26 protein-coding genes are annotated in these 24,615 nt (G+C 42.9%); 21 read left to right on the top strand and 5 right to left on the bottom strand.

The annotated features are described in order from the left end of the window. Positions 1–144: 144 nt before the first annotated feature. Positions 145–1,116, top strand: a complete 972-nt coding sequence (locus HQN90_RS07120) for a 2-hydroxyacid dehydrogenase (RefSeq protein WP_173217107.1) — start codon at positions 145–147, stop codon at positions 1,114–1,116. A gap of 45 nt (positions 1,117–1,161) precedes the next feature. Here the strand turns inward: HQN90_RS07120 and HQN90_RS07115 are convergent, their stop codons facing one another. The 4 genes from HQN90_RS07115 to HQN90_RS07100 all read right to left on the bottom strand — a co-directional run bounded on the left by HQN90_RS07115 (position 1,162) and on the right by HQN90_RS07100 (position 4,346). Then, positions 1,162–1,536, bottom strand: coding sequence for a DoxX family protein (locus HQN90_RS07115; RefSeq protein ID WP_173217106.1), 375 nt, complete (start codon positions 1,534–1,536; stop codon positions 1,162–1,164). Positions 1,537–1,869: 333 nt separating this feature from the next. Continuing rightward, positions 1,870–2,106: a hypothetical protein gene (locus tag HQN90_RS07110; RefSeq protein ID WP_173217105.1), complete on the bottom strand. Its 237-nt coding sequence runs from the start codon at positions 2,104–2,106 to the stop codon at positions 1,870–1,872. 149 nt (positions 2,107–2,255) lie between these two features. Beyond that, a complete protein-coding gene (locus tag HQN90_RS39860; protein ID WP_476739322.1) occupies positions 2,256–3,143 on the bottom strand; it encodes an MFS transporter in 888 nt (295 codons plus the stop codon). Between the two features lie 462 nt (positions 3,144–3,605). After that, positions 3,606–4,346 (bottom strand): glucose 1-dehydrogenase, encoded by a 741-nt coding sequence (locus tag HQN90_RS07100; protein WP_173217104.1) that lies wholly within the window; start codon positions 4,344–4,346, stop codon positions 3,606–3,608. Between the two features lie 200 nt (positions 4,347–4,546). Here HQN90_RS07100 and HQN90_RS07095 point away from each other — a divergent pair, with 200 nt between their 5' ends. The 6 genes from HQN90_RS07095 (at position 4,547) to HQN90_RS07070 (ending at position 8,510) form a co-directional block, all read left to right on the top strand. Beyond that, positions 4,547–4,975 (top strand): MarR family winged helix-turn-helix transcriptional regulator, encoded by a 429-nt coding sequence (locus tag HQN90_RS07095; RefSeq protein WP_173217103.1) that lies wholly within the window; start codon positions 4,547–4,549, stop codon positions 4,973–4,975. Between the two features lie 327 nt (positions 4,976–5,302). Further along, positions 5,303–5,707, top strand: a complete 405-nt coding sequence (locus tag HQN90_RS07090; RefSeq protein WP_173217102.1) for an NUDIX domain-containing protein — start codon at positions 5,303–5,305, stop codon at positions 5,705–5,707. 236 nt (positions 5,708–5,943) lie between these two features. Further along, a complete protein-coding gene (locus HQN90_RS07085; protein ID WP_173217101.1) occupies positions 5,944–6,423 on the top strand; it encodes a DinB family protein in 480 nt (159 codons plus the stop codon). A gap of 54 nt (positions 6,424–6,477) precedes the next feature. Beyond that, positions 6,478–6,750 (top strand): hypothetical protein, encoded by a 273-nt coding sequence (locus HQN90_RS07080; protein ID WP_173217100.1) that lies wholly within the window; start codon positions 6,478–6,480, stop codon positions 6,748–6,750. Between the two features lie 340 nt (positions 6,751–7,090). Beyond that, a complete protein-coding gene (locus HQN90_RS07075; protein WP_173217099.1) occupies positions 7,091–7,579 on the top strand; it encodes a GNAT family N-acetyltransferase in 489 nt (162 codons plus the stop codon). 181 nt (positions 7,580–7,760) lie between these two features. After that, positions 7,761–8,510: an Imm51 family immunity protein gene (locus HQN90_RS07070; RefSeq protein WP_173217098.1), complete on the top strand. Its 750-nt coding sequence runs from the start codon at positions 7,761–7,763 to the stop codon at positions 8,508–8,510. Positions 8,511–9,017: 507 nt separating this feature from the next. On the opposite strand, the gene HQN90_RS07065 is transcribed toward HQN90_RS07070, so the two are convergent. Next, positions 9,018–9,176, bottom strand: coding sequence for a hypothetical protein (locus tag HQN90_RS07065; RefSeq protein ID WP_173217097.1), 159 nt, complete (start codon positions 9,174–9,176; stop codon positions 9,018–9,020). A 617-nt stretch (positions 9,177–9,793) separates the two neighbouring features. On the opposite strand from HQN90_RS07065, the gene HQN90_RS07060 reads away from it, so the two are divergent. The 14 genes from HQN90_RS07060 (at position 9,794) to HQN90_RS07000 (ending at position 24,323) form a co-directional block, all read left to right on the top strand. Continuing rightward, the gene (locus tag HQN90_RS07060; RefSeq protein ID WP_173217096.1) at positions 9,794–11,794 is read left to right on the top strand and encodes a penicillin-binding transpeptidase domain-containing protein; all 2,001 of its coding nucleotides are present in this window, start codon (positions 9,794–9,796) and stop codon (positions 11,792–11,794) included. A gap of 370 nt (positions 11,795–12,164) precedes the next feature. Then, the gene (locus HQN90_RS07055) at positions 12,165–12,386 is read left to right on the top strand and encodes a hypothetical protein (RefSeq protein WP_173217095.1); all 222 of its coding nucleotides are present in this window, start codon (positions 12,165–12,167) and stop codon (positions 12,384–12,386) included. 189 nt (positions 12,387–12,575) lie between these two features. Beyond that, on the top strand, positions 12,576–13,268 hold the full coding sequence (locus HQN90_RS07050) for a DUF3888 domain-containing protein (RefSeq protein WP_173217094.1): 693 nt from the start codon (positions 12,576–12,578) through the stop codon (positions 13,266–13,268). A 160-nt stretch (positions 13,269–13,428) separates the two neighbouring features. Further along, positions 13,429–13,698, top strand: a complete 270-nt coding sequence (locus HQN90_RS38570; RefSeq protein WP_246362127.1) for a hypothetical protein — start codon at positions 13,429–13,431, stop codon at positions 13,696–13,698. Between the two features lie 43 nt (positions 13,699–13,741). Further along, the gene (locus tag HQN90_RS38565) at positions 13,742–14,008 is read left to right on the top strand and encodes a hypothetical protein (RefSeq protein WP_246362125.1); all 267 of its coding nucleotides are present in this window, start codon (positions 13,742–13,744) and stop codon (positions 14,006–14,008) included. 189 nt (positions 14,009–14,197) lie between these two features. Next, entirely contained in the window at positions 14,198–15,760 is a 1,563-nt protein-coding gene (locus tag HQN90_RS07040; protein ID WP_173217093.1) for an S-layer homology domain-containing protein, read from the top strand. Between the two features lie 231 nt (positions 15,761–15,991). Next, on the top strand, positions 15,992–16,228 hold the full coding sequence (locus HQN90_RS07035; RefSeq protein ID WP_173217092.1) for a hypothetical protein: 237 nt from the start codon (positions 15,992–15,994) through the stop codon (positions 16,226–16,228). 310 nt (positions 16,229–16,538) lie between these two features. Next, positions 16,539–17,363 (top strand): DUF6492 family protein, encoded by an 825-nt coding sequence (locus tag HQN90_RS07030; protein WP_173217091.1) that lies wholly within the window; start codon positions 16,539–16,541, stop codon positions 17,361–17,363. Then, positions 17,360–18,487, top strand: a complete 1,128-nt coding sequence (locus HQN90_RS07025) for a glycosyltransferase family 4 protein (RefSeq protein WP_173217090.1) — start codon at positions 17,360–17,362, stop codon at positions 18,485–18,487. The genes HQN90_RS07030 and HQN90_RS07025 overlap by 4 nt, the downstream gene beginning before the upstream one ends. Positions 18,488–18,513: 26 nt before the next feature. Continuing rightward, positions 18,514–19,854, top strand: a complete 1,341-nt coding sequence (locus HQN90_RS07020; RefSeq protein WP_173217089.1) for a sugar phosphate nucleotidyltransferase — start codon at positions 18,514–18,516, stop codon at positions 19,852–19,854. Positions 19,855–20,180: 326 nt separating this feature from the next. Further along, entirely contained in the window at positions 20,181–20,906 is a 726-nt protein-coding gene (locus HQN90_RS07015; RefSeq protein ID WP_173217088.1) for a hypothetical protein, read from the top strand. A 78-nt stretch (positions 20,907–20,984) separates the two neighbouring features. Then, positions 20,985–22,433, top strand: a complete 1,449-nt coding sequence (locus tag HQN90_RS39545; RefSeq protein ID WP_173217087.1) for an S-layer homology domain-containing protein — start codon at positions 20,985–20,987, stop codon at positions 22,431–22,433. A gap of 507 nt (positions 22,434–22,940) precedes the next feature. Then, positions 22,941–23,552 (top strand): lipid II flippase family protein, encoded by a 612-nt coding sequence (locus tag HQN90_RS07005; RefSeq protein WP_173217086.1) that lies wholly within the window; start codon positions 22,941–22,943, stop codon positions 23,550–23,552. A gap of 204 nt (positions 23,553–23,756) precedes the next feature. Next, the gene (locus HQN90_RS07000; protein WP_173217085.1) at positions 23,757–24,323 is read left to right on the top strand and encodes a histidine phosphatase family protein; all 567 of its coding nucleotides are present in this window, start codon (positions 23,757–23,759) and stop codon (positions 24,321–24,323) included. The last annotated feature ends 292 nt before the right edge of the window (positions 24,324–24,615 follow it).

The following is a 24,615-nucleotide window of genomic DNA, read 5'->3' as shown; positions in this document are numbered from 1 at the left end:
TATGAGAGTTTGCTACAAACCAAGGTTGCGGCTGGCTGACCTTCTACTTGGAGATGGTACATCGTTTATGATCGGCAAAAAGAACTTCTATGAATATTGATTTTTTGGTATGATGCATGCATAGACTGGAAGGGAGTTTTGGAGATGCGGCCAAAAGTATTTCTTGCAAAGCAAGTTCCAAGTGAAGTGGAAGCGTACATTGCTCAGCACTGCGATTATCGGATGTGGGACAGGAAAGAGGAAATTCCTCGTCAACAGCTTTTAGAGGAGCTGTCCGATGTGGATGGACTTTTAATATCTGGCGGAAGCATTGATCAGGAACTGTTGGAGCATGCACCGAAGCTTAAAATTGTTAGCAATGTCTCGGTTGGTTACAATAATTTCGATATAGAGGCAATGCAGGCTAGGGACGTAATGGGGACTCATACTCCGGGTGTATTGGATGAAACGGTGGCGGATACGGTCTTTGGACTTATCTTGGCCACAGCGAGAAGAATTCCGGAGCTCGATGCTTACGTAAAAGCTGGCAAATGGAAAAAGGGAAGCGAAGAGCACATTTTCGGTATAGACGTTCATCATGCTAAACTTGGGATAATTGGTTTGGGACGTATCGGGGAAGCGATTGCCAGACGGGCGAAATTCGGATTCAATATGGATGTCGTGTACTACAATCGCAGCAGAAAAACGGAAGCCGAGCAAAAGCTTGGCGTTGTCTACCGCTCCTTGCAGGAGCTGTTGCAAGAGTCTGATTTTGTAGTGGTCATGACGCCATTAACACCTGAAACAACTCAATTCATCGGCCGTGAAGAATTAGCCCTTATGAAGAAGACAGCTATCTTTATCAATGCGTCCCGTGGGCAAACTGTGGATGAAGAAGCACTAATTGAAGCTTTGGAGAAAGCAAGCATCCGCGGAGCAGGTCTTGATGTTTTCCAGCAAGAACCAGTAGATCCGGATAACAAGTTATTGCAAATGCCTAACGTCGTAACCCTGCCGCATATCGGATCGGCTACTCATCAGACGCGTTTCGATATGGCTATGCTTGCTGCGAATAATTTGGTGAAGGGCTTGCAGGGGGAAATTCCTCCAAGCCTTGTCCCTGAGTTGAAGAGATAGTGGAGAAATCGGTATGCGTATGACGTATACCGGTTTTTTTTAAGGTTAGGTTCTCAAGCCAGATTTCAATTTTCTATGATAATAAATATAGGATCCTGCGATCATAATATAACCAAGTAGAAAACCAAATCCAGTTGTTAAACCGTCTACAGCGATGGTTGAATACATTGCCCCTGTCAAATCAAAAAGCAACCCTGCGTATGCCCATTCCTTGATTCGTGGAAAGCCGGGGATAAGGATCGCTATGATTCCAACTATCTTGGCGATTCCAAGAAAGGGAAGAAGGTAATCAGGATAACCCAAGTGTTCGAAAAGTTTAACAGCATCAGTTGCTTTTATTGTATCAGTAACCGCACCCACACCCATAAATAACACAACTAGAACAGTAAAAATCCAGTAAGGAATTATAATTTTTTTCATTGCATTTCATCCTCCTTAAGTTCAAAAGAATTAGTTTTACGAGAACGACTATACTTACAGGATTACAGCCTAACGCTCTTCACTTCCTTCTTTTGTATTTCCTGCGATATAACCCTGATCTTGTCGAATCTCTTGCTCTCCAGATCGAATTCATGCGTTGAATATACCTTTTTAGGTATATACCTGTCAAGGAATATTTAATTCACTTTATGTAGACAGCCGCGCCATGGGCTGCCTTTGTTTGTTGGACGGGAGGATAGGGATGAAGCGGTAGTCCAGAACTTTTTACACAAAAGAGGGAGAGCACAAGTGCTCTCCCTTTTGACAATCCCATCATTGTTCGGCTTGGCTTTGCAGTCGAATAATTTGGGATTTTGGAAACCCAATTAAAGCAGTTTTGTCGCTGCAGAGCGGACAAGAACAATGCACTTTGTTTTTGGACAAACGTCCGTATCGCTCATTAGTTACAAGCCAGTGTGTTTGTTTAGCGATCTTTTTTTTACGCGCAATTGCTACCTTTCGTTGATGACGAACGAATGCTTGGTTTCGATTTTTTCGTGTCGGTTTCAAATTATCACGTCCCCTTGGTTAGAGGCTCAGCCTGCAAAAGACACCAAGGACAAGAGAAATAGATCTTTTACAGGCTGAGCGTGATAATTATCAGCTTCAGTTGCATAGTGATCGGTCCTTTCTGATAAAGTTTCTAGGTTGGTTTACATTCATTGTACGTCATTGCTGAAGCCATCACAAACGACAACCCGCCGGATGAAGATGGCGATAATCAAACCTATAATCGAGACGATTAGCGAAAAGAAGAACGCGTTCCGGGAGCCGAATGCTATCGCGTCGGCCATTCTATCGAGAGAATTCGGCAACATGGAGTCCTGCAAGCGCGCACCTGTTCCTTGTGATAGGAGACTGACGGCAATGGCCGTTCCGATCGCGCCTGTCACCTGTTGAAGCGTACTCATGACGGCTGTGCCGTGCGGATGCAGAGCAGGCGGCAACTGGTTCAGCACGTTCGTCTGTGCAGGCATCATCACCATCGAGATTCCAACCATCAGTCCGATATGAAGGGCGACGATCCATCCCGCTGAGGAAGAAGCCGTTATCCAGCAGTAGAACCCTAACGTTGACGCAATGACCAAGAAACCCGGGATAACCAGCCGCTTCGGACCGTGCTTATCGAATAAACGCCCCATCGAAGGGGATAGAATTCCGTTCAATGCGCTGCCCGGCAGTAGCAGGAGGCCCGTCGTGAACGCTGAGAACTTCAAGCTGTTCTGCAAATATATGGGCAAAATAATCATGCTGGACACAATAATCAACATGCCGATCAGAATGATTGATTGCCCCACTGTGAACATCGGGTACCGGAAGACGCTTAAGTTCAGCAATGGCTGACGTATGGTTAGTTGCCGAAGCGCGAACAACGCAAGGAATACGATTCCGATGAGAAGGAATACCGTAACCGCCATGCTTGTCCACCCCGCCTCCGCTTCGCCGGCCTTAGAAAAACCGAATACGACAGAGCCGAAACCGAGAGTGGATAATACGATAGACAACAAATCGATCGGCGGCTTCGTACGCTTCGTTACATTTTCCAAGTACCTCAGTCCTATTAACAGACCTTATCCCTAGTAACGGCATGGAAAACCAAAATATGTAACGCCAGGACAAGTATTCAATCAGCAGCCCTGATAAGGAGGGGGCGATGGCAGGCGCGAACATGATGACGAGCCCATCGCCGCGCCTCGCTTCTCAGGCGGATAGCGACAAGGATCATATTGAATAAGAGCGGAAGAAGCAGGCTCATGCCGATTGCCTGCAGAACACGGGCTGCCAATAATATCTCGAAACCGAACGCCATCGCCGCGATCAAAGTGCCGGTTATCGAACTCACAAGCGAGCTGATGAACAACTGCCTGGAGGTGAACCACTGCAGCAACAATCCGGTCATCGGCATAAGGATGCCGAGCGTCAGAAGGTAGCCTGTCGTTAGCCATTGCGCGGCAGAGTGCCGACGAAGCCGCAGTCGAGCAAGGACGTCATCATAAGGTTTCGATGATTCAATTCATTCCTCCGTTAACATGGATGGTCTGACCGGTTATCCAATCGGCTTTATCGCTCACTAGGTATTCAATGGCATTGGCGATATCCAGAGGAGTACCCATGCGGCCAAGGGAGTTCATGCCCTCCATGAACTCTATTTCTTCTTCTGACTTGCCAACGAAGAATTGATCTGTTTGTATCGGGCCAGGTGCTACTGCATTGACGGTAATTTGTTTGGAACCGAATTCCTTGGCTAACTGACGAGTAAGGTGTTCAACCGCACCCTTGGTGCTCGCATAGACACTCATATCAGAGAAGGTTAGTTTCGTTCCTGCTGTAGAGATATTCACAATTCTCCCGTTGCTCTCCATATGCTTCCATGCTTGCTGACAAGCAAAGAAGACCCCTTTGACGTTAACCGAGAATTGATGTTCGAACTCCCTCTCAGTCACCTCGGACAGAGGGTTGTTCGTGATCACCGCCGCATTGTTGATCAGAATATCCACTTGGCCGAACTCAGCCATCGTCTTGGCGAACATCTCCTCAATCTTATTTACTCTGCTGAGATCGGCGCGAACCGCCAACGCTTTTCTTCCATTGCTCAAGATCGTATCCACCAAAGCTAACGCATCCTCTGCGCTATTCGAATAATTGATGACCACCTTGGCCCCCAATTCCGATAACCGCTCGGCAATGCCGCGTCCAATTCCTCTAGAAGATCCTGTAATCAACGCTACTTTTCCATTCAACGAATTCATGTCTAATTCCTCCTGATTTCTTGTGTATTGGTGTGTAATTAAGTTGGGAAATCACTTGTTCAAACATTAATACTTAGAATTCTAACAGTCAATATTTTTTTGTTCGACTTCTATCTGATCCGTTGACACTATTCATTCATTCCTATATAGTTTTACTACTTACAATTAGAAATTTAATCGTTAGACAGGAGGAGTCCAGCATGGATACCAACCCCGACACCCCGTTTCTGGAAATGCTGCAGCTTATCGGACTTAAATTAAAGAGACAAGCCGATGAGAGCATTAAAGAACTGGGCTTGAATTCTCAGCAGGGAAAATTAATAGCCTTCATCCATGAACATCAGGAGCAAGGCCTTATTCAGAAAGATCTCTCCGAACGTTTCCATGTGCGCGGAGCAAGCATCACAAGCATGCTTCAGGGACTTGAGAAGAAGGGATATATCGAACGGAAGATCCCCGCTCATAACGAACGGCAGAAGAACATCTACGTTCTGCCCAAGGGCCTAGCCTTGATCAATGACTTCGAACTATCCTTCCAACGGGTAGAAGAGAAGATCGTTCAGAATCTCAACGAAGACGATCAGCAAGTTCTTCAACAACTTTTGACGAAGATCAATCATAATCTGTAGTCAATGTTGAGATTATCCCTAGACAAATGCAACTTGAATACAAATTCCGCTCTGAAATAAAGTTATTGGACACATATTAATGAGAAACGAGTGCCCTCTAGGACCTTACAAGTCCTGAGTTACACTCGTTTTTAGCTTCACTAAACTTATTTTTGATTGCTTTTAGATCGAATCCATGAAATTACAACATCTACTAATTTTTAATTAAAAATAGTTTTGATCATAATGCGAATTAGCAAGGTCATAACCAATGAATAAATCGCTAGGCAAGGATAACGCAATGTAGCATGGAATAAATTGAATTACAGAGTATAAAGGAGGATTTACTTGAACCGACCAATACTAAGAGCTGAAGCAATAATACTCCGCAAAGATGGGTTAGCAGTATTAGTTCAATGTGATAAAGAAGAATCATTTTATCGCTTTCCTGGTGGAAGTGTTGAATTTGGTGAAACTGCCGTAGAGGCTATCAAAAGAGAATTAATTGAGGAGTTTGATTTACAATCAGATATTAGCTCACTTGCATGTCTTAATGAAAGCATTGTTGAATATGACGGCAAAATGAGACATGATTGTACCATCTTACATTGGGGTTCAATTAATGATGCTCTGATTCAGGAGGCCTTAAATCATAGCGAGCGAGAAGAAATAAAATTAACTTGGCGTACCTTCGAGCAATTGAAACAAAAGCCGTTGTATCCAGAAGGTATATTGGATTTTTCTTCTAGATAAAGTGGAACTAGTATCCCATTTAGTTATAAGAAAAAGCTATGATGAATAAAATTGATTCCTATCCTTACTCAACTAAACGCAGAACGATAGTTGAGGGGCTTGCTTCGCAGCAGCTCCTCTTTTTTTATTAAAGTAACGAGGTTAGCACAATGTCGGAGGAACTCATTAAGTAAAAAAAAGGAAAATTATCATTAATATCGAAATACAAATTATTAGTTTGATTGGGGGGGAACCGAGTGAAAGAAAACAAGGCATTTATACAATTTCGTGAATTGCGTCAACAAACAATATCGTTAGTAGAATCCGCTACACCAGATATTCTTGATATTGTCCCATTAGGCTTTAGTAACAGTATTCGGTGGAATTTGGGACACATTCTTGTTGCCTGGGACTATGGAATATTCCCTAAGATCAATGAGTCAACTCGTATGCCGAGCAACTATTATCGACTGTTCCCTAAAGGAACCAGACCAAGCAATTGGTCTGAAGCACCACCGTCGGTTGACGAGATTACTAACTACTTGAAATCGCAGGTAGATGACATTATTGAAGCGTGTGAGGGAAAAATGAATGATTTAATTGCAGAACCATTCTTGAGAGTTAAATACTTACGGGGCATGTTCAGTTTCCATAATCGAGAGGAACTTTACCATTTGGATTGCATGCGACGAATTAAAGCGGCTATTGAAACCACTCCCTATGTTAATAGACATTAAATGGTTTCCTCTAGGTGATCGTTTTTTAAATACTTAAACATGGAGTTGATAATAGTGAGCAAAAAAGGGCGAGTAATTTTCATAACAATTTTAGGACTAGTTATACTATTTTGCTTTTTTCCTTCTCCTTCAGCAAATATTGAAGTAAGAAAACACATCTTACTTACTGGACATCCATTACTTGCTGTTACAACTGAATTAAAAAATCAAGGAAAAAGGGGATCCGAAGGATCCTTATTCTATGCTAGTGATCTAAGTTCGAGTTATATTTATGTTAAACAAACAAAATTAGGATGGATTTTCGATAAATCAGGGACGGGCCCTTAAAAAATGATCTTCACACGATTTCTATTTATTTGCTTTCATAAAGGATAAAAGATAGAGTTTTTCATACGGTAAACAATTCTCATACTGGAGGTGTCGTAGATTTGGAGTAAATCTCGAAATGTAGCGACAGAGTATCTCTTTACAAACTATGAACCACCTATATTGAGAGTGTAATACATGAACTACTAAAGTTAAACGATAATTGAACATCTGATGAAGGGCTGCCGCATCAGCCCTTTACTCCGAGGGATGGGCAGTATACTAGAATAGGTTGAATAATTTTGTGAATAATATTAGAGTTAATAAATTATAATTATTTTGATAGTGGGGGAATGAAACCATGCAAATACGTGAAATTGAAGAACAGGACAATCAAACAATAGAGCGAATTATTAAACGCTCATTAGAATCATTTAACCTAAACATTCCGGGAACAGCATATTTTGACCCTCAACTGAGCAGTTTGGCACAATTTTACAAGGAACAATCAAATTCAAAGTATTGGGTTGCAGTGAATGAACAAAATGAAGTGGTTGGCGGTGTGGGGATTGCACCATTTGGGCAGGAACCGGGAATTTGCGAGCTGCAAAAGCTATACATTACACCCGAAGCTCAAGGTATGGGTCTGTCGAAGGATCTTATGAAAGTAGCACTCGACTTCGCCAAGGAACACTATACACACTGTTACTTAGAAACATTGAAGAAACTTCAAGCAGCAAATCTCCTTTACATCAAATTAGGTTTCCAACAACTTGAAAGAGCACTAGATGGTTCAGAGCATAATGCTACGGACGCTTGGTTTATAAAAGATTTATCGTTTTTGGGTTAGTGCAATTTTAGAAATAAATAGGGAGCAGATTGCCGCGGCAGCTGCTGGGGCACGTTCTAGTACGGATAAGCCAGCGACATGCCCTCCCGATGGTTACGGCATGTACAGTCGTTTAACGTAGGTGTTCCACTACGTTTCATGATTCCTGATTTTAATTAAAGTTAGAGGAGAGAATACAAGGATGGATAAGGATCTATTGAAACAGCTCACTCTTTGGCATAACAAGAACCAGCATAAGAAAATCATTAATAAAATTATAGAAATACCCGAAGCAGACAGGGACTATGACTTAGTTTGCCATTTGGCAAGAGCATTGAATAATCAAGAAAATTATAATGAAGCTATCAAATATTTTTTATCTGTGCAAAAGCAAGGCGAGCGAGACCCTCTTTGGCATTACCGTTTAGGATATGCTTATTATTACCTTAAACGGTATAAGGAAGCGATAGTTGCTTTTGAACAAGCTGTAGCACTAGACCCTGAAGATAAACATGGCAGGAGGTTTTTAGAAATGAGCCGCAACGCCTCTGGTAGTGCAGGAAATGAAACCATTCATATAGTTAACTTTGAACAGGATGAGGGTTTGTTAGAAGTTAATGAAAAAATAAACCCATTTGGGCTAGTTTCGCATAATAATGGAAGCATATCAATGATTTTAAGTGCTGGCAAATATAAGTATGAAATTTTTCAAACACGAGCCGAAGAAGGATTTGAGGGCAATGGCTATGATTGGGGTTCATTAGCAGCCGTGTTTCTTGAAGAAAAAATGCCACATTTAGTTGATATCGTGCGATTTGACCCTGAAGCCGATATGTTCGCTGCTTATTCAGACAATAGAGAAGCAATACTTAGTTTTGCAATAGCCTTTAAGGAAGCATGTGAAGATGACTCATTAATAAAAGACCTATTTTCACGAGCTGAATTAGATTGATTGGAAAGCATTTATATTGATGTGGGAAAGCCGAAGTGGAGGCTGTGGTAAACGTAGGTGAATGGGGATTGTAGATTAGGAAAGATAAAAAATGACCAGACAAGTATTAACTTGTACTGGTCATTTTATGTCTGCAATAACTAAGCAGCATGAAAAGAATAGACTAAGGGATATCTCTCTCCATCATAAATTCTACTCACAGCATGGTAAGAATCAGGACTAATGGCAAATCCGAGGGTACATCCATTTTTTGGGTTAATAACTTGTGAAATATCGTCGGCGTTATTGCCGCTAAATAACATCAATAAGCCGTCATTTTCTTCGACCCAACAGGATTTATTTGAATCACAAGTCTATGGAAAAAATTGAGCGTAACCGGTAATCCGCAAGTTTGAAAAGTTTATAATAGCAGGCATGAGCATGAAATCGGCAAATAAGCCTAGTGACATTTTTCAATGGATGACTAACGGGCAGATTTCGATCGCCATTAAAGAATGGTACTTTGCGTTACCAAATGGAAAGAATGGCGTCAACGATTTGTTTGCTTTGCGCTCGTCCGGCGATTGCAACAGCACTGCAGATTGTTGGATCATACGGATTGGGTCCGATGGCTTTGATGCTTTGCTCATCAGGTGTGACAAGAACTACATTTGCATTCACGCTCATTGCTGCAGCATCCTCCGCAGCTCCCAGAATCGAACCGAAACCCTTTGGCATTGGAGATAAAATCACTACCCGTTCATAGTTGTCAGCTAACCTTGCATTCGTCGTAGAACCAGTTTCAAAACCTTCTCTCAAAGATGTTGGCAAACAAAATGGCGTTATTAGAATCCAAGCGTTGAAAAAAATAGTCATTAAGCAAACGGTGAACGTTAGTTCAAACAAACCTGGAGCAGATTGCCGCGGCAGCTGCTCCATTTGCTATTAAGCTATTGGGCAGTATACAAAAGAAGGACTTTTGGGAATTAGGAGGAATAACTTGGCCATAAGTTGAGGGGCTTGCTTCGCAGCAGCTCCTCTTTTGTTATTGAGTAACGGGGAGGTTAGTTGAATAATAATATGATACCCTTTATTATGAAATTTTCGGCAAAAGAAGATGGTCTTGTTGTAAAGGTAGAACACCTTATAGAAATGAACTCGTCTTTTCATTATTACGTCGAACAAAGGGTAGTAAGTTAACATAATCGGATGAAGCTTATAGACCATATAGAAAGAATTCTTGATTATTTTGAATGTTTACTTATCTATTCATAATTAAAAGGCCTTTAGAAAGGAAAGTCTTCATGAAACTTTGGATAGTTGGCGTATTATGTGTTTTCGTTTTTTTAACAGGATGTAAGCAGGAGGAGCTTCCGGAGGAGCGCTTTCAGGCATATTTACAAGCTTGGAATGAGTTGAGATTTGAAGATATGTATGACATTTTGTCAGAGGATGCCAAGCAGAAAATTGGAAAGGAAACGTTTGTTAAGCGGTACCGTGATATTTATTCGGGGATCGGGGCTACTAATCTCAAGGTAACTCTCCTTAATAAACAATTTTCGGAAAGTACAAAGGGGAGCGCACCAGACTCATTTACGTTTCAATCCAGTATGGACACTCAGGCTGGCCCCATTTCCTTCACTCAACAGGTTTTTCTTGTCCATGATAAGAGTCAAAAAGAGCATCCATGGGGAGTGCAGTGGAATCCGTCGCTTATTTTCCCTGACATGAAGGATGGAGATAAAGTGTTAGCTCAATCCTTCAAAGCGGTTCGCGGGAATCTTATAGATCGTAAAGGTCAAGGTCTGGCCATTAACGGAAAAGTACTTATGCTAGGAGTGGTTCCAGATCAACTAGGTCCGGATGCAGAGAAAACGAAAATCCGACTAAGTGAAGCCTTGAACTTAAGTCTGGAAGACATCAACAAGAAACTTAGCGCATCATGGATCAAAACGGGCTATTTTGTGCCTCTTGGTCGGCCAGATGTTCAGCTCTTACAAGGTCTGGAGAGTTTGCCGGGCGTTAGTTCCCAGGAGCAGAAGATGCGTGTATATCCGCTTGGGGAAGCTGCGGCTCAATTAACGGGCTATATCCAACAAATTAATGCGGAAGAGCTCAGCAAGCTTAAGGTAAAAGGGTATGTGACGGGCGATTTACTTGGAAAAGCCGGATTGGAGCAAATTTATGAGGAACAGCTAAAGGGAAAAGATGGCGGACGCATTGACATTGCGGATGCCACTGGTAAAATAAAGCGCACGCTGGCTGAACGTGAAGCGGTTCCTGGACAGGACATCCGATTAACAATTGATGCTGATTTGCAACTTTCCATATACGAACAGATGAATCATGACGCTGGTGCGGCTGTTGCCCTCAATCCCTCTACCGGGGAGATTTTATCCTTGGTTAGCAGCCCTGCCTATAATCCGAATACGTTTATTAGCGGTGTATCTGATAAGCAATGGAAACAGTGGAATGATGATCCAAAGAAGCCGCTGCTGAACCGATTTACGAAGCTATATGCTCCAGGCTCCGTTTTTAAATCGGTGACAGCTGCAGCTGGACTAAACACAAAGGTAACGGTGCCACAGCGTGTAAGACATATTGAAGGCCTACGCTGGACGAAAGATGCTTCGTGGGGGAATTATTATGTGACACGAGTCCGTGATGTTTCTGATGAGAGTATGAGAGATGCATTAGTTAACTCAGATAATATTTTCTTTGCACAGGAAGCTTTGGATATGGGAAAAGAAAAGTTTGAGCGTGAAGCTCAAAAATTTGGGTTTGGGGAGAAACTCCCGATCGCCTATCCAGTAGATGTAGCCACATTATCGAATAGCGGAATCAAGAGTGATGTACAATTAGCCGATTCCGCCTATGGTCAAGGCGAAGTCCTGATGACACCACTTCATGTGGCGCTTTCTTATATCCCTTTTGTTAATAAGGGGAATCTTCTTTATCCAGCTTTGAGTGAACAAGATAAGAAGGGCAACGTCTGGAGAGAAGCGGTGACCAGCCCAGAAAATGCAGATTTGATTCAGAAGGATTTACTTGAAGTTGTTCAAAATCCGAAGGGATTCGGTCACGGTACTTATTTGCCGAATGTGCCCATTGCCGGTAAAACCGGAACTGCTGAGCTGAAGTTGAAAAAGGGTGAAGATGGCCAAGAAAACGGCTGGTTTGTGGGGTTTAATACAGAAAAGCCTCGATTATTGATTTCGATGATGGTTGAAGATGTGAAAGGACGTGGAGGTAGCGGTCTAGTGGTCGCCAAAGCGAAGCCCATCTTTCAAAAGTATGTTAAATGATAAGTTGCAAACCGTCATTCAACTTCCATGAAAATTAAAAAGCTCTGGTTCTTAAAAAACGGCAAATTAAAGAAGACCCAGAAAACAATTTTTTAAAAAAAGCTGGGCCTCTGCTTAGTCATAATGGAATTGGGGGGTAGTAAATCGACTTTCTTCAAAAGAGTATGTCGGATGAATTTTTAATTGATAATAATGTCATCAAGGGCAAATGAGATTAAGTTCTAACGGAGAACTATAGTTTAATCATTACTTGGCGGCAGCTGACAAACGATCGGCTGCCGTTGAACAACGAGTTTCAATAACTAAAATTACCCATAATATGGTATAATAGTAATCTAATCTAAATATGCTGAACAAGGATCTTTATGATATGAAAGGTAATTATTTACAAACAGAAATAATTCATTCCTATTCAAACAAATCTAAGCTGTTGCTCACTGAAAAAGGAAATACCCTTAAAGAAACAATTCAAGAACCCTCCACAATCCTTATTACCCCTGATCATGCAAAGAATTTACAATTAAACAATATGACTCAGGAAGAAAAAGCACAGGTGAAAGAACATTTGTTAGCTTTCATGGAAAAGCTATAAGAAACGAATCTTTTAAGGAATTCAGCCATTGTCGGTTTGTGTCAAATACGAACGGGCAGAATAACGCAACTTACCTTTCCTTTGAATTACATGTATGGTGGCGATATTTAATATATAACGTGTTTGCATCAAAAAGTACATTCGCTTCGTCAAATGAATAGAATTTACATTTGAAGAGGAGTGGACGAATTGAAGAAACATTTTATTGCAGGTGTGTTGTGTGGTGCCTTCTTAATGGCAACAACTTCTGTATTTGCTTCGAGTGTGATTGAAACAACAAGCTTTCCAAGTAAAGTTACTTTTTTTCTAGCTAACGGATTCTCCAAAGAAGTACAACTGCAAGAAGGTGAAGAGGTGCTTAACTATAATAACAAGGCATATGTGCCTCTTCGTTTATTCGCTGAGAGCAGTGGTGCTCTTGTAAAATACACACAAGCCTCTCCTGAGACGGATAACAAACATAAAATAGATGTTCACTATGTTGCTGAAAAGGCTCTTTCAGAGCAAACTTCAAATCCAGCTGGCAATAAGCCACTTGAGGACTCAAAGGAACTGCAATTACAAGATATGCTTGTCATAAGTCTACTTCCGCATATACAAGAGAAGCTTGCTGAGGTATACGCAGATGTAATTACAGTACCACCAGTTATTCATCCAGGTTATGTAAATGTGAAAAGTCTTGAAAGGGTAGCTGCTTTCCGTGGTTTTGATTTTTTAATCACAATTGATGCTCAACCCATAGTCGGTCCTCATATACCTGTCGGCGAAGATGAACTTACATATCGGATCTCACTGGCTGGAGTTGAGCTTAAAAATTTTGAACATCTTAGAGGACCCAATAAGGATGATTTCCTCCCTAATTACCAAAATCTTTTGAAGTAACTGGGAACGAGAGTTGAATTAATAAGTCTAAAACCTTCTATTAGTAGCAAACTAGAAATAATTGCTCTGATAGGAGGTTTTATTATAATTATAAGCCAGCTTTGGCGTCATCGGAGAAGTCGTCAATATTCAAACGGCGGAACATGTTAGTTATCATCATATGGCGGCTTCCTTTATTAGAGGGAAGTGGAACTCCAAAGAAACATGCAAATCATCTATGCTTATGGCGAAATGCTGCCATGACTTGGATATTATTAGTTGGATGACGGGCGAAATAAGACCAACATATCCTGCGCACAAGCAGTCCGTATGGCCGATGCGTCTGGCATTGCGACAACGATGTCGTCGATCGCCAATCCGTTATCGTGGAATTCGAGAATGGCTCAACGGCTACGCACAATATGATCGGGGGGACTTCCAAACCATGTAGAACGTTATTCATCGTTGGGACGAAGGGAGAGATTCAGGGAACTTTGGAAGATGGTTCATTTGTAGTCAGACACCCCGATGCCCGTTCTGGGCATGAATACACAGAGGAGCGCGTAACCGTAAATGTAACCAATGACAGTCACGGCGGGGGAGATTTACTGCTTGTGAATGATTTCGTGCGTGTGCTGCGAGGGGAAAAGCCTTCGATATCAAGCACTTCTTTAGAGAAATCCGTATATGGGCATCTAATCGGATTTTCTACAGAATGTTCCCGGTTGGAAAACAGAATTGTGGAGATTGGGGCTTTGTAAGCGAAATTAGGATTTTGTAGAAATAAGTATAATTGGGCAGCCAGTTGGTAAGTCAATAACACAAGAATCTATCAGCAAGGTTGGAGCTATAATGCGAAGTTTTAATACGAGTTTAACCTGAAAGATGAAAAAGTACTCCAATCTTTGGTAGAATAGTGTTTGTCGTGAATTTGGAAGGGAGTAGGAAAAATGAATAAGCAACAAATATGGACGCTCAATCTTGTGCTGCTGCTGGGTATTTCCATTCTGAGCCAGCCAGCCTCTGCGCAAGCCAGCGGCTTTACAGATTTAAAAGGACACTGGTCGGCAGAGGTTGTTCAGACGGCTGTGACACAGAAACTGGTGCAAGGCTACGCTGACGGAACCTTCCGTCCTGATCATGCTGTAACGCGCGCTGAGGCGGCTAGTATGCTCAGCCGTGTCACGCGGTTGAAGGAGACGAGCCAACCGGGCGCTTCCATAGCCGGTGTAGATAGCCACTGGAGCCGCGCTGAGGTGGACAAGCTGATTCGGCTTGGCTTCATCTCCCCAGCAGATTACGATCAAGGCTTCCAGCCGGACGTTCCGGTCACACGATTCGAGCTTATGAAATGGATGGCTACTGGGCTGGCGCAGGCAGACACCGGTTTCCGGCAAGCGCTCGTCGACACTGCCCATACGCTGCTGCCTTCACCGGAAAGCTACCGGGGCGGCTTCACGCCGGAGCAGATTCCTTATTTGGCACTCGCCAGAGGGGCTGGGCTGGTTAACGGCTTCGAGGATGGAAGCTTGCGTCCAAACGAGACGGCCAGCAGAGCGGAGTTGGCTGCGATTCTGCTGCGATATGAGCGGGTGGAAGGCACCCGCGCGGAGGACTATCTTGGGCTGAATGAATTGCGCGAGGTAGGCTTGACGGGAACGAATGCGACAAGCTTGACGCCCTACCGTTACTTGAAGGTACCCAATAGTGAGGAGGGGAGAGCCATCCCGAAGTATATCAAGTTGATCGGGATCGGTTTGAGCAGCAAGATGGATTTTGCTGGTCTGGAGCCGCTGGCGAAGCTGCCGGATACAGGAATTTATTATAATTTTCATGATGAGACGAAGCCGACGAGATTTGTAAAGCTGCGTGATCTGAACATGACGATTCGGGAGGCGGTACTCGAAGGCCTGCAACGGGGGGATTCGATGTATCTCGGACCGGAGCACCCGAAGCAGATGTCCACAGACGATGTCAAGCTGTATTATGAGAATCGTTATATACATGTGACGTTTGATGATGAGCTGATTCCGTATACGAGCTTTGCTAATGTTGTCGATAAGCCTGTCGCTGCAGGGGATCTGGCGGAGCTGACGATGCACCGGATGATCATAGTCGATGTGCCCCCGGAACAAGAAGGGGCGCCGCGAAGCCTATACGCAGATTTCCTGCTTGGTGACAGAGAGCCGTGGTTGAAACGGGGGCCGGATGGGCTTTATGTGATCTTTAAGGAAGTGACGATGAAGGTTCATGATAAGCCGTTAGATATGCTGCAATTTTATAATGCTCCCGGCCATGCCCGCGGCAACGGGTTCTTTACGTTAAATCGGATTCGTCCCGAGGCTGCAGCGCGAAGCGGTCTGTTGACGATTCCAGAGTCGACCCGTTCGTTTTTTGCTCCAGGAAGCGCTAACCGGTTCTGGGCTTACAACTCAATGTCCCGAACATCGACCGACAGCTTGATTATGAATACCGATTCCGGGGACAGCTTCTGGCTGTTCAGAGAAAAATGAGCATAGGCGGAAATTGGTTCACACGATTTGCGCTTGAGTTTTTTTGCCTGTTGAGGTTGCCGAGAACATCGGCAACCTTTATTACATAACGAGGCTATCCCTAAAGTTAGTCAAAGTTGTCGAGTGACAAGAATATAGTCCGATTGCCGACAAGACCAAAATATATACTTTTAGGCATTCAGCTAACAAATTCTAAGCTATATGACTGATTAGCGACCAGGAGTGAAGATAATGATAATAGAAATTGACGGTTATACATTGAATGTTTTACTAACGGGTAAAAAGTGTTCTAAACAACAATTAAAGGAAAAGTATCTTAAAGCCAAAGAAATAACATATGAAATAAGTGATATTGCTAATGTATTTTGTAGGCTTCACAACTTTGAACGGATCACGAGTGATAGCGATGTTGAGGTTGATTTTGTAATAGACACTGATACAGATAAAATTTATTCACCTATTTATTGAGTTAAAGGGATACTATTAAGGCACAGGCGACCTGGCTCAGTGCAAACTGAAGTGAGTAACAAGGAGATTGGAACCGTGAGAACAAATAATCGGCTGCTAAAAGTCTATTAATTTCCGAGTGACCACATGAATTTGCATATGCCACAAAAAAGGGGCTTTCCTCACGGTCTTTTTAACCTATTAGAACAGCCTCGCCCCACTTGCTCAGACCCCCTCCCTCTTTTGTACATTTTTCATACGCATTAAACCCATTCCCTTTCATTCGCCTGACATATACTATTCCATACCTTACATTAATGGAGATGAGCAAATGTCCATGCAAATAAAAGCGGAGTCTGGCAGCAGAACACCAATTGATGTGCTAATCCCGGCGATTGAGAAGGATCTGGGGACACTTCCCCTTGTCATTGATGCCGTGAGGAAATATGTGAAGCACCCTATTAAGGAAATCATCATTGTGGCTCCTAAGAAGCAAAGAATTCTTGATCTTTGCTCGAAAAAAGGATGCAGGTTCGTTCATGAAGATACCGTTCTCCCTATAACGAAGAAGGACATCCATTATCAATCCAAGACGTGGAATCGGTCCGGGTGGCTCTACCAGCAGTTGCTTAAGCTGAGCGGTGATACGCTATGCTCTTCAGAATATTATATGGTCATTGATGCAGATACAGTGCTCATTCGTCCACACGTCTTCAAAGTAGGCAACAAAACTGTATTTTATTGCAGGAACTGGAGTCAAGGCGAATATTTCAATACGTATAAAAAATTGATGGGCAAAGACCGCAAGGCTCGCTTATCCTTCGTTACCCATTATATGCTGCTCGAAAAATCAAAGGTAAAGCAGCTGAAACAAACGATTGAGACCAAACATAACAGAAATTGGTACTCAGCGATTATGAGGAGCATGAATAGAACCAAACAGTTTGCTTTCTCTGAATTTGAAACGTATGGCAATTTCCTGTATTCGTCGTCGCCTGACAGGATGATCTTGAAACCTGCAAGAAATAAGAGCTTGAATTGGAGCAATTCCCAGATTTCACAGTCAAAGATGTCTTCCCTGGCGAAGACATACAGGTCCATCTCTCTTCACAAACGCAAAGACTATCATAAATCCGTCAAGGTGATAGCTAGATGAAACCCTATCATGTGGTCTGGAAAGGACCTATCCACAACGCAACCGGTCTTGGGCGCGCAAGTAAAGCGTATGCTCGTGCGCTAAAGCGGCAAGGTGTAACCATCCGCATAGGTGCTTCGAATCATGGCCGAAGTCCGGTCAGTGGGAAAAAGGTGCTTATTTATCACTATCTTCCGAGCCGCATTCACATGACAAAGGAACGGAGTGTTTACGATCCCGTTATTTTAAATACCGTTTGGGAAACAAGTAAGACGCCCAAGGGCTGGCTTGCCAACATGAACAAATTTGATGCGATTTGTGTACCCTCTCAGCATAATAAAAAGGCACTGAGAAATAGTGGTGTAACAGTCCCTATCTTCATTGCTCCTCATGGGGTCAACACCAAGGAGTTTCATCCAAACAATAAGAAGCTGCATATGCCAAATGCCGCTGGCAAATTTACTTTCGTATCTGTATTCGGCTTCCAGCATCGCAAAAACCCGGAAGGCTTGTTAAGAGCATATTGGGAAGAATTTTCCTCTAAAGATAACGTTATTCTCGTCATTAAAACAAACGGATACGCAGCTTATGAGAATGAGAAATGGATTAGGCAAAAAATCTCTCAATACAAAAAAAGACTCGGCATTGGCAAGGATACTGCCCCCGTTGTCATCATCGGCCGCCGACTCAGCGAAAGCCAGCTAAAAGGGTTGTATACGCTTGGGGATGCCTTCGTTCTTCCCACGCGTGGCGAAGGCGTAGGACTGCCATTTTTAGAATCGCTGGCAAGCGGCATACCGGTTATTGCAACAGGCTGGGGCGGACAAATGGATTTTCTTACGACCAAAAATTCATTCCTGATTCCATATAAATTAAAGAACCCTTCCGTAAGCATGAACAGTCAGCATGCCATCTCCCGAAAGTTCAGCAATCTGTTTGCGCAGAAGGGGCAGCAGTGGGCGGAACCGGATTTGCATAGCTTGAGGAAGATCATGAGGAAAGCGTATGAGCAGCCCGAACTGTGCAAACAGAAGGGACGCCAAGGCAGAAGAGATATGACGCATTTATCGTGGGATCGTGCAGGAATGCGTATGAAGCAGGCGATTGAAAAAGTTATTCTTGCGAAGAAGAAAGGGTCTGGGTGACGTTCTCCAAGAAAGGAGTATTAGGCTTGCGTATTGTACTATTGTGCGGGGGATCGGGAAAAAGGCTATGGCCCTTATCCAATGAAATTCGCTCCAAGGTGTTTCTTAAGCTGTTGAAATCCCCGAGTGGCGGCAGAGAAGCGATGATTCAACGAATATGTCGACAATTAGATGAAGTCGGGCTGCTTCACTCTACCTGTATTGTCACTCATCACAGCCAAGTTGAAATCACACGCAGCTATGTCGGCGAACACATCCCGATCATCTCCGAACCTTATAAAAGAGGAACTTTCACAGCCGTCGCTTTAGCTGCCAGTTATCTCCATGAGAGGATGCAAGTGGATCCAAATGAAACCATTTGTATACTCCCTGTGGATACTTATGTAGATACCGCCTTTTTCCGGCTGCTTCATCGCTTTACCGATGTCCTTTCAGAATCGAAAGCGGAGCTTGCGCTCCTCGGAACGAAGCCTGCTGGGCCGTCTGATCAGTTCGGTTATATTGTTCCCGTTCTGCCCAAGGAAAATGAGGATTACGCTTTCGTCCGTCAATTCATCGAAAAGCCTGATGAGCAAACCGCTAGTCGTTTAATGGAGGACCAAGCTTTATGGAACTGCGGTGTGTTTGCATTCCCTTTGAGATTCATGCTGTCCTGTTTGAAGGATAAAGGGCACCCTGTCAAAGTGGCATCATGGCTTGATCAATACGTACAACTTGCCAATACAAGCTTTGATCGAGAAATCGTCGAGCATACGCAGCCTGTAATTGTTATTGGGTATGATGGCTTATGGAATGATTTGGGGAGCTGGAGTGCGCTTACCGAGCATTTTGAGGATAACGTTATTGGATCAGGCCGAATATCAGATGATTCTGCCAACACCCATCTCATTAACGAGCTTCCCTACCCTATTGAAGTTATTGGCATTTCAGATATGATCGTGGCGGCAAGTTCCGACGGCATCTTGATCGCTCACAAGGAGAAAGCCAATTTAATCAAGGAAAGGCTCCCACAGGGAGCCCTATTCCCAAGGTATGGAGAGAAAAGGTGGGGTACGTATGAGGTCCTGAATCATTGGGAAAATGAATTCGGGTTTGAAGTCATGGTCAAGAAAGTACAACTCTCGCAAGGGAACTGTACGAGTTATCATCAGCATCTCCACCGGCAAGAAATCGTAACGATTGCGTCAGGCACCGCTGAAATTTTCATGGATGATAAACGGCACACACTTCTTCCAGGGGATGTTTTACAAATTCCTGCCGGCGTCAAGCATGGCATCAAAGCGGTTACTCCGCTTGAACTGATGGAGGTGCTGATTGGGAATGAACTGGCGCAAGAAGATATCCTACGTTTTGAGATAACATGGTAGGCGATTTGTATAACGTAGCGCTGCGGCCGCGCCAACAAATTAAAGAATGTCGGCGCGACCATTTTCGGCGTTATATTTAATATAAGCGTTCCTGCGTGATAGTGTATTACTAAATTATCCGCAAGTTAGAAGTCCTATGGACGGAATTTTCAGCAAGAAAAAGAGCCTAGTGCAATTTGCTATGTTTTCTTCTTGTTAAAGTTTCTCTTCCTGGGGCTTCTTTTTTTGCGTCTTCGATTACTTTTATTATTCCCAAAATTTTTGTCGAAAAAAGAAGAATGTGGTAAGCTGAATAGGAATATATCAGATGGAAGAGGAGAACATGTATGCAATCCAAATTGAAAATCATGCTGTTGTTCATGGTCTTATCCCTTATGCTTATGCCCGCAGTAAACGCCGTGAGTGTCGTCGAGTCGTATATAACTGACAATCAAGAGCGAACGATAACCACCCTAACGTTAGGTCAGGAAGTTAATCTTCGAATGAGGATTATGCTTAGTGACAATACGTCATCCGTCGCTCCCAATCCAATCTTTTCATCCTCAAATACTGGGATAGGCTCGGTAAGTTCACAAGGCGTTTTTTCCACCTTGAGTTTAGGCACAACTGTGCTGACTGCCACCTACGGCGGGGTGACGAAGACGTTAAACGTCCAAGTCAATCCTCCTTATCACCTTAAATTCGATTCGTATCAATACGCGCTAAATCAGGGGGAAAAAAGGTCCTTTACATTGACTGGACAAGCTTATTTTGGCGACGACCTCGACTACAGTTCAAGAGTCACGTATTCGTCCAGCGCACCGGATATTGTTCAAGTCGACAAAAGCGGTATCAAAGCGTTGAAATCTGGATCCGCGATCATTTCAGCTTCCTTTGGCTCAGTCACAGCGATGTCTACGGTGAATGTTGTGAATGCCGCTGTCGTTTCCGGAACAGATGACCCGCAGGCGATTCCACAGCGGTCGAGCGGTTATATGCTTTGGAACAATATACGGACGGCCATGGGTTCATCTCCGCTAACTGAAAATCAATTACTGACAAGAGCAGCATAGAATCATGCGAACTATCTGCATGGCACAGGCTCCTCACAAGCCGCATCATCTAGAGGGCACGTTGAACTCCCAGGTGAAGTGGGGTTTACAGGTCAAAGTATTGCTGATCGTCTGACCTATGTGGGTTATAAAATCTCAGGGTATGGCGAAGTCGTAAACTATGTTGATAACACGAATAATAGTGGAATTCAAGGTCTTATCGATGCTCCCTATCATAGAAGTCTTATGCTTGACCCTACTGCGATTGAGTTCGGAATTGGAATAGCCTCAAGTGCGCCGAAAATAACAGTTTCTAATATTGGTTATAAGGCTAGTTCAAACACCCCGACGGCATACTACTACCCTTATTCCGGACAAACGAATGTACCGACAAGCTGGTATGCAGCAGAGACACCGAATCCTCTAGCCCCTTTTGGAAAAGAAGGCGCTCTAGTAGGCTATCCGATTACAATATCCGCTACTGAATTCAAAAACGTCAATTTCAGTTCAGCTACCATTACAGATAGTTCCGGCAACAACACTGACTACTACAAAACAGACGCTTCGAATTCGTCGAAAGGCATCGTCGTACTCACGCCCAAAACACCTCTTAACCCGAGTACAACGTATACGGTACATTTTGAAGGCAGTTTGACGGGCGGCACTACGATCCAGAAAGAATGGACATTTACAACGAGATCCGAAACGCTCAGTTCGCTGACAGCATCTCCTTCAAAGTTGAGTTTACAGGTAGGGAAGTCTCAGTCGCTTCGTGTTTGGGCGGTATCGGATGTGAACGGCAATCAAGAGGTAACGTCTCAAGCTCAATATCAATCTTCAGACAGTCATATCTCGGTGCAAAATGGGACTGTGACAGCATCTGGGGCAGTAAGCAATGTAACCATCACAATTACCTATCGAGGCGCCTCAACGACGGTCAGTCTATCTGCCATTGATCCTGCGAATCCTAACTTGAAGCAAGCACAAGATGTAAACGGAGACGGTATCAGCAGCACAGAGATTCCGTCCGACTATCAAACAATCAGCCGACAAATGAAAGATTTGAGCGGTCATTGGGCAGAGAAAGAGATTGCATGGGCGATCAGTCAAAATTTGGTTCAAGGGTATGAGGATAAAACATTCCAGCCCAACCGTGACGTAACAGAAGCCGAGTTTATTGCATTCGCGCTTCGGGCCTTGAAAACGGACAAAACAGGTCTTGATTTGCAACAAAATAACCATTGGGCTGACGGTTTATATGTCATTAGTAAGAAGTATAATCTCCCGCTCTTGGGGTATTCCAATCAGTCAGCGAGAGAAACCAAACTTACGAGAACTCGCGTAGCAGAGATTATTGCAGCGATCGATGGCCAGTCTCTTACAGGCGACGATGCGATTGCGTATCTGCTAAATAGGCACTATTCCGATGGGAAGACGTCCGCTACCATTGAAGGTTATCAAGGCGGGGACACTTTAACTCGTGCCGAAACGATTAAGTTTCTGCTGAATGTTCTTCAGAAGGGCGTTACAGAAGTTAAGAAATCCTAAAGCATGCAAATAGAAACGGAGCCCGCGAAACATGTGTGGCTCCATTTTAGTTATTAACTCAACTTTCACAGCTACGAATTAACCAGAACCCTTCCGTCCGTAAGTTTCCCTGGAATCGCATCTTGAGTTTTATTGGATTGAACCCACGATTGAGAAGCTCAATCAACATAATGTCTTACCTTATCTTGTTCAAGAAGTTAAGGTAAGCAATATGTAGAAATCAATTGTTGAGCTAACGAAAGAAGTTTGTTTAATAAGACTATCAATGAGCAGGTGCCACGGTATCCTGCTTTTTTTATCGAAGTTTAAGATCTAATAAAAAGATGCGGAGACCTCATAATACAAGACCCTAGATAACATTGTTGGCGTTAAGATCAAAATAAGAAAAAAATATTAAGCGAGTTTCTCTTTTTTGGAAGAAATAGCTAAGTTATTATATGTAAGGGAAGTTAATGTTGAGAGAGATTTATAAAAAAAGCAACAAACTGGAGGCTGTTCCTGTTCTCAATGACTGAGCGTATCATTTTAATATCGTTACTTACGTTGATTATCCATTCAGCTGAAACACTCTCATACGCTGTGAGAATGGCGGAAATTCGATCAGGAAAGTTAGCAATTGCACTTTCTTTAACGGGTATGATTGTTCTTATTTCAAGAACGTCAAATATTGCTCAGGGAACGATGACCGGAAAAGTCGTTGATTTTGCTAAAAAGCATTTAGAGTTTAACCTTGTTGGGAATTTTAGGATTATATTATCTGCTGCTTCCCTTGGTACTCTACTTGCAATTGCATTATTTCCTACTTTTGTAGCATTATCTGGACGTATGGTAGCACATCTGGAGAAAGCCGGATCAGTCCCGAAATTGATTCAAAACGCACTCCGAGTTGACGTCATTCAGCATTCTTTCTATCATTTTCGATTGCCGAAGTGGGAGATGGTTCAGCGTCTCCGTACAGGTGGTCTCCCAAAACGTTTAATGATTATCAACTGTTTTGTGACCGCTATTTATACTGTAGGCGTATTGGCAGCTTTATATGCAACATTTTTGCCTGGGCAATATAGCATTGGGGCTTCTCAAGCTTCGGGATTAATAAACGGAGTGGCTACTATAGGATAAAAACTATTGTCCCGTACTTATAGAGCTTGTGGTTATGCTAATTGGCCGAATTGGTACTAATTAGGGGTACTAGATAAGCGTTGAGCTAAAGGAAAACTGTTTCTTGAATATTTTCTGAGTTGGATAATTTTATAAACTTTGTGAATATAACGTTATGTGAAATCACAGTGTGATACTTAATGAAAGCATTTAAAGGAGCCCTGTATGAAGACAATTATCTATATGATTAGGCATGGAGAATCACCATACAATGAAGGAAATGAAAGAACAAGAGGGCTTACCCCAAAAGGAAAGATTGATATTGAAAAAGCAACGAAGTTACTTATAGGTGAAGGAATTGACATGATTATATCAAGTCCTTATACTCGAGCAATTCTTAGTGTTGAGGGATTGGCCGAGCACTTAAATTTACATATTAATGTATTTGAAGATCTTAGAGAACGTCATTTTGCATCTAATATTATTGAAAATGCAGAGTTAATGTCTAGTATCAGAGAAAGTTTTAATGACCTTAATCATACCTTGCCGGGCGGAGAGTCTAATGCTGATTGTCAGAAAAGATCAATCTCAGTTCTAAAACCCATAATAAAAGAGCACAGAGGGAAGAAAATAGCAATCGGGACTCATGGTCTTGTAATGACTTTGATGATGAATTATTTTGATCCAGCTTTTGGCTTTGATTTTTTGAACCAATTAAAGAAACCAGATATCTATAAAATGCAATTCGAGGAATTAGAATTAGAAGAAGTAACAAGAATGTGGAATGATTAGATTTTAAGAGGTTTATTGAAGAGGACTGTGGCATCATACAACACCATATTAAAACATTAGGGCTATACCTCTCGGTCTGCTCGAGAGATCTCGGAATTACGCTAGCGAGAGAACAGTTGTTCAATCACAATATGACGGCAACCGAAAATTGATGGCTGCCGTTGTACGTTGAACTACCATGAAAATTAGAAAGCTGGCAGTCGAAGAAAAAGACATCACTAAATAAGACGCGGCTCAGTCTCTTTTAAAAAAATTGCAGCGCATAGGATTTGCGTAATCCGTAGATCAGGAG

This window comes from Paenibacillus alba, from assembly GCF_013204855.1.
Classification (GTDB): Bacteria; Bacillota; Bacilli; order Paenibacillales; family NBRC-103111; genus Paenibacillus_E; species Paenibacillus_E alba.
This window is presented reverse-complemented; position numbering and strand designations above follow the sequence as displayed.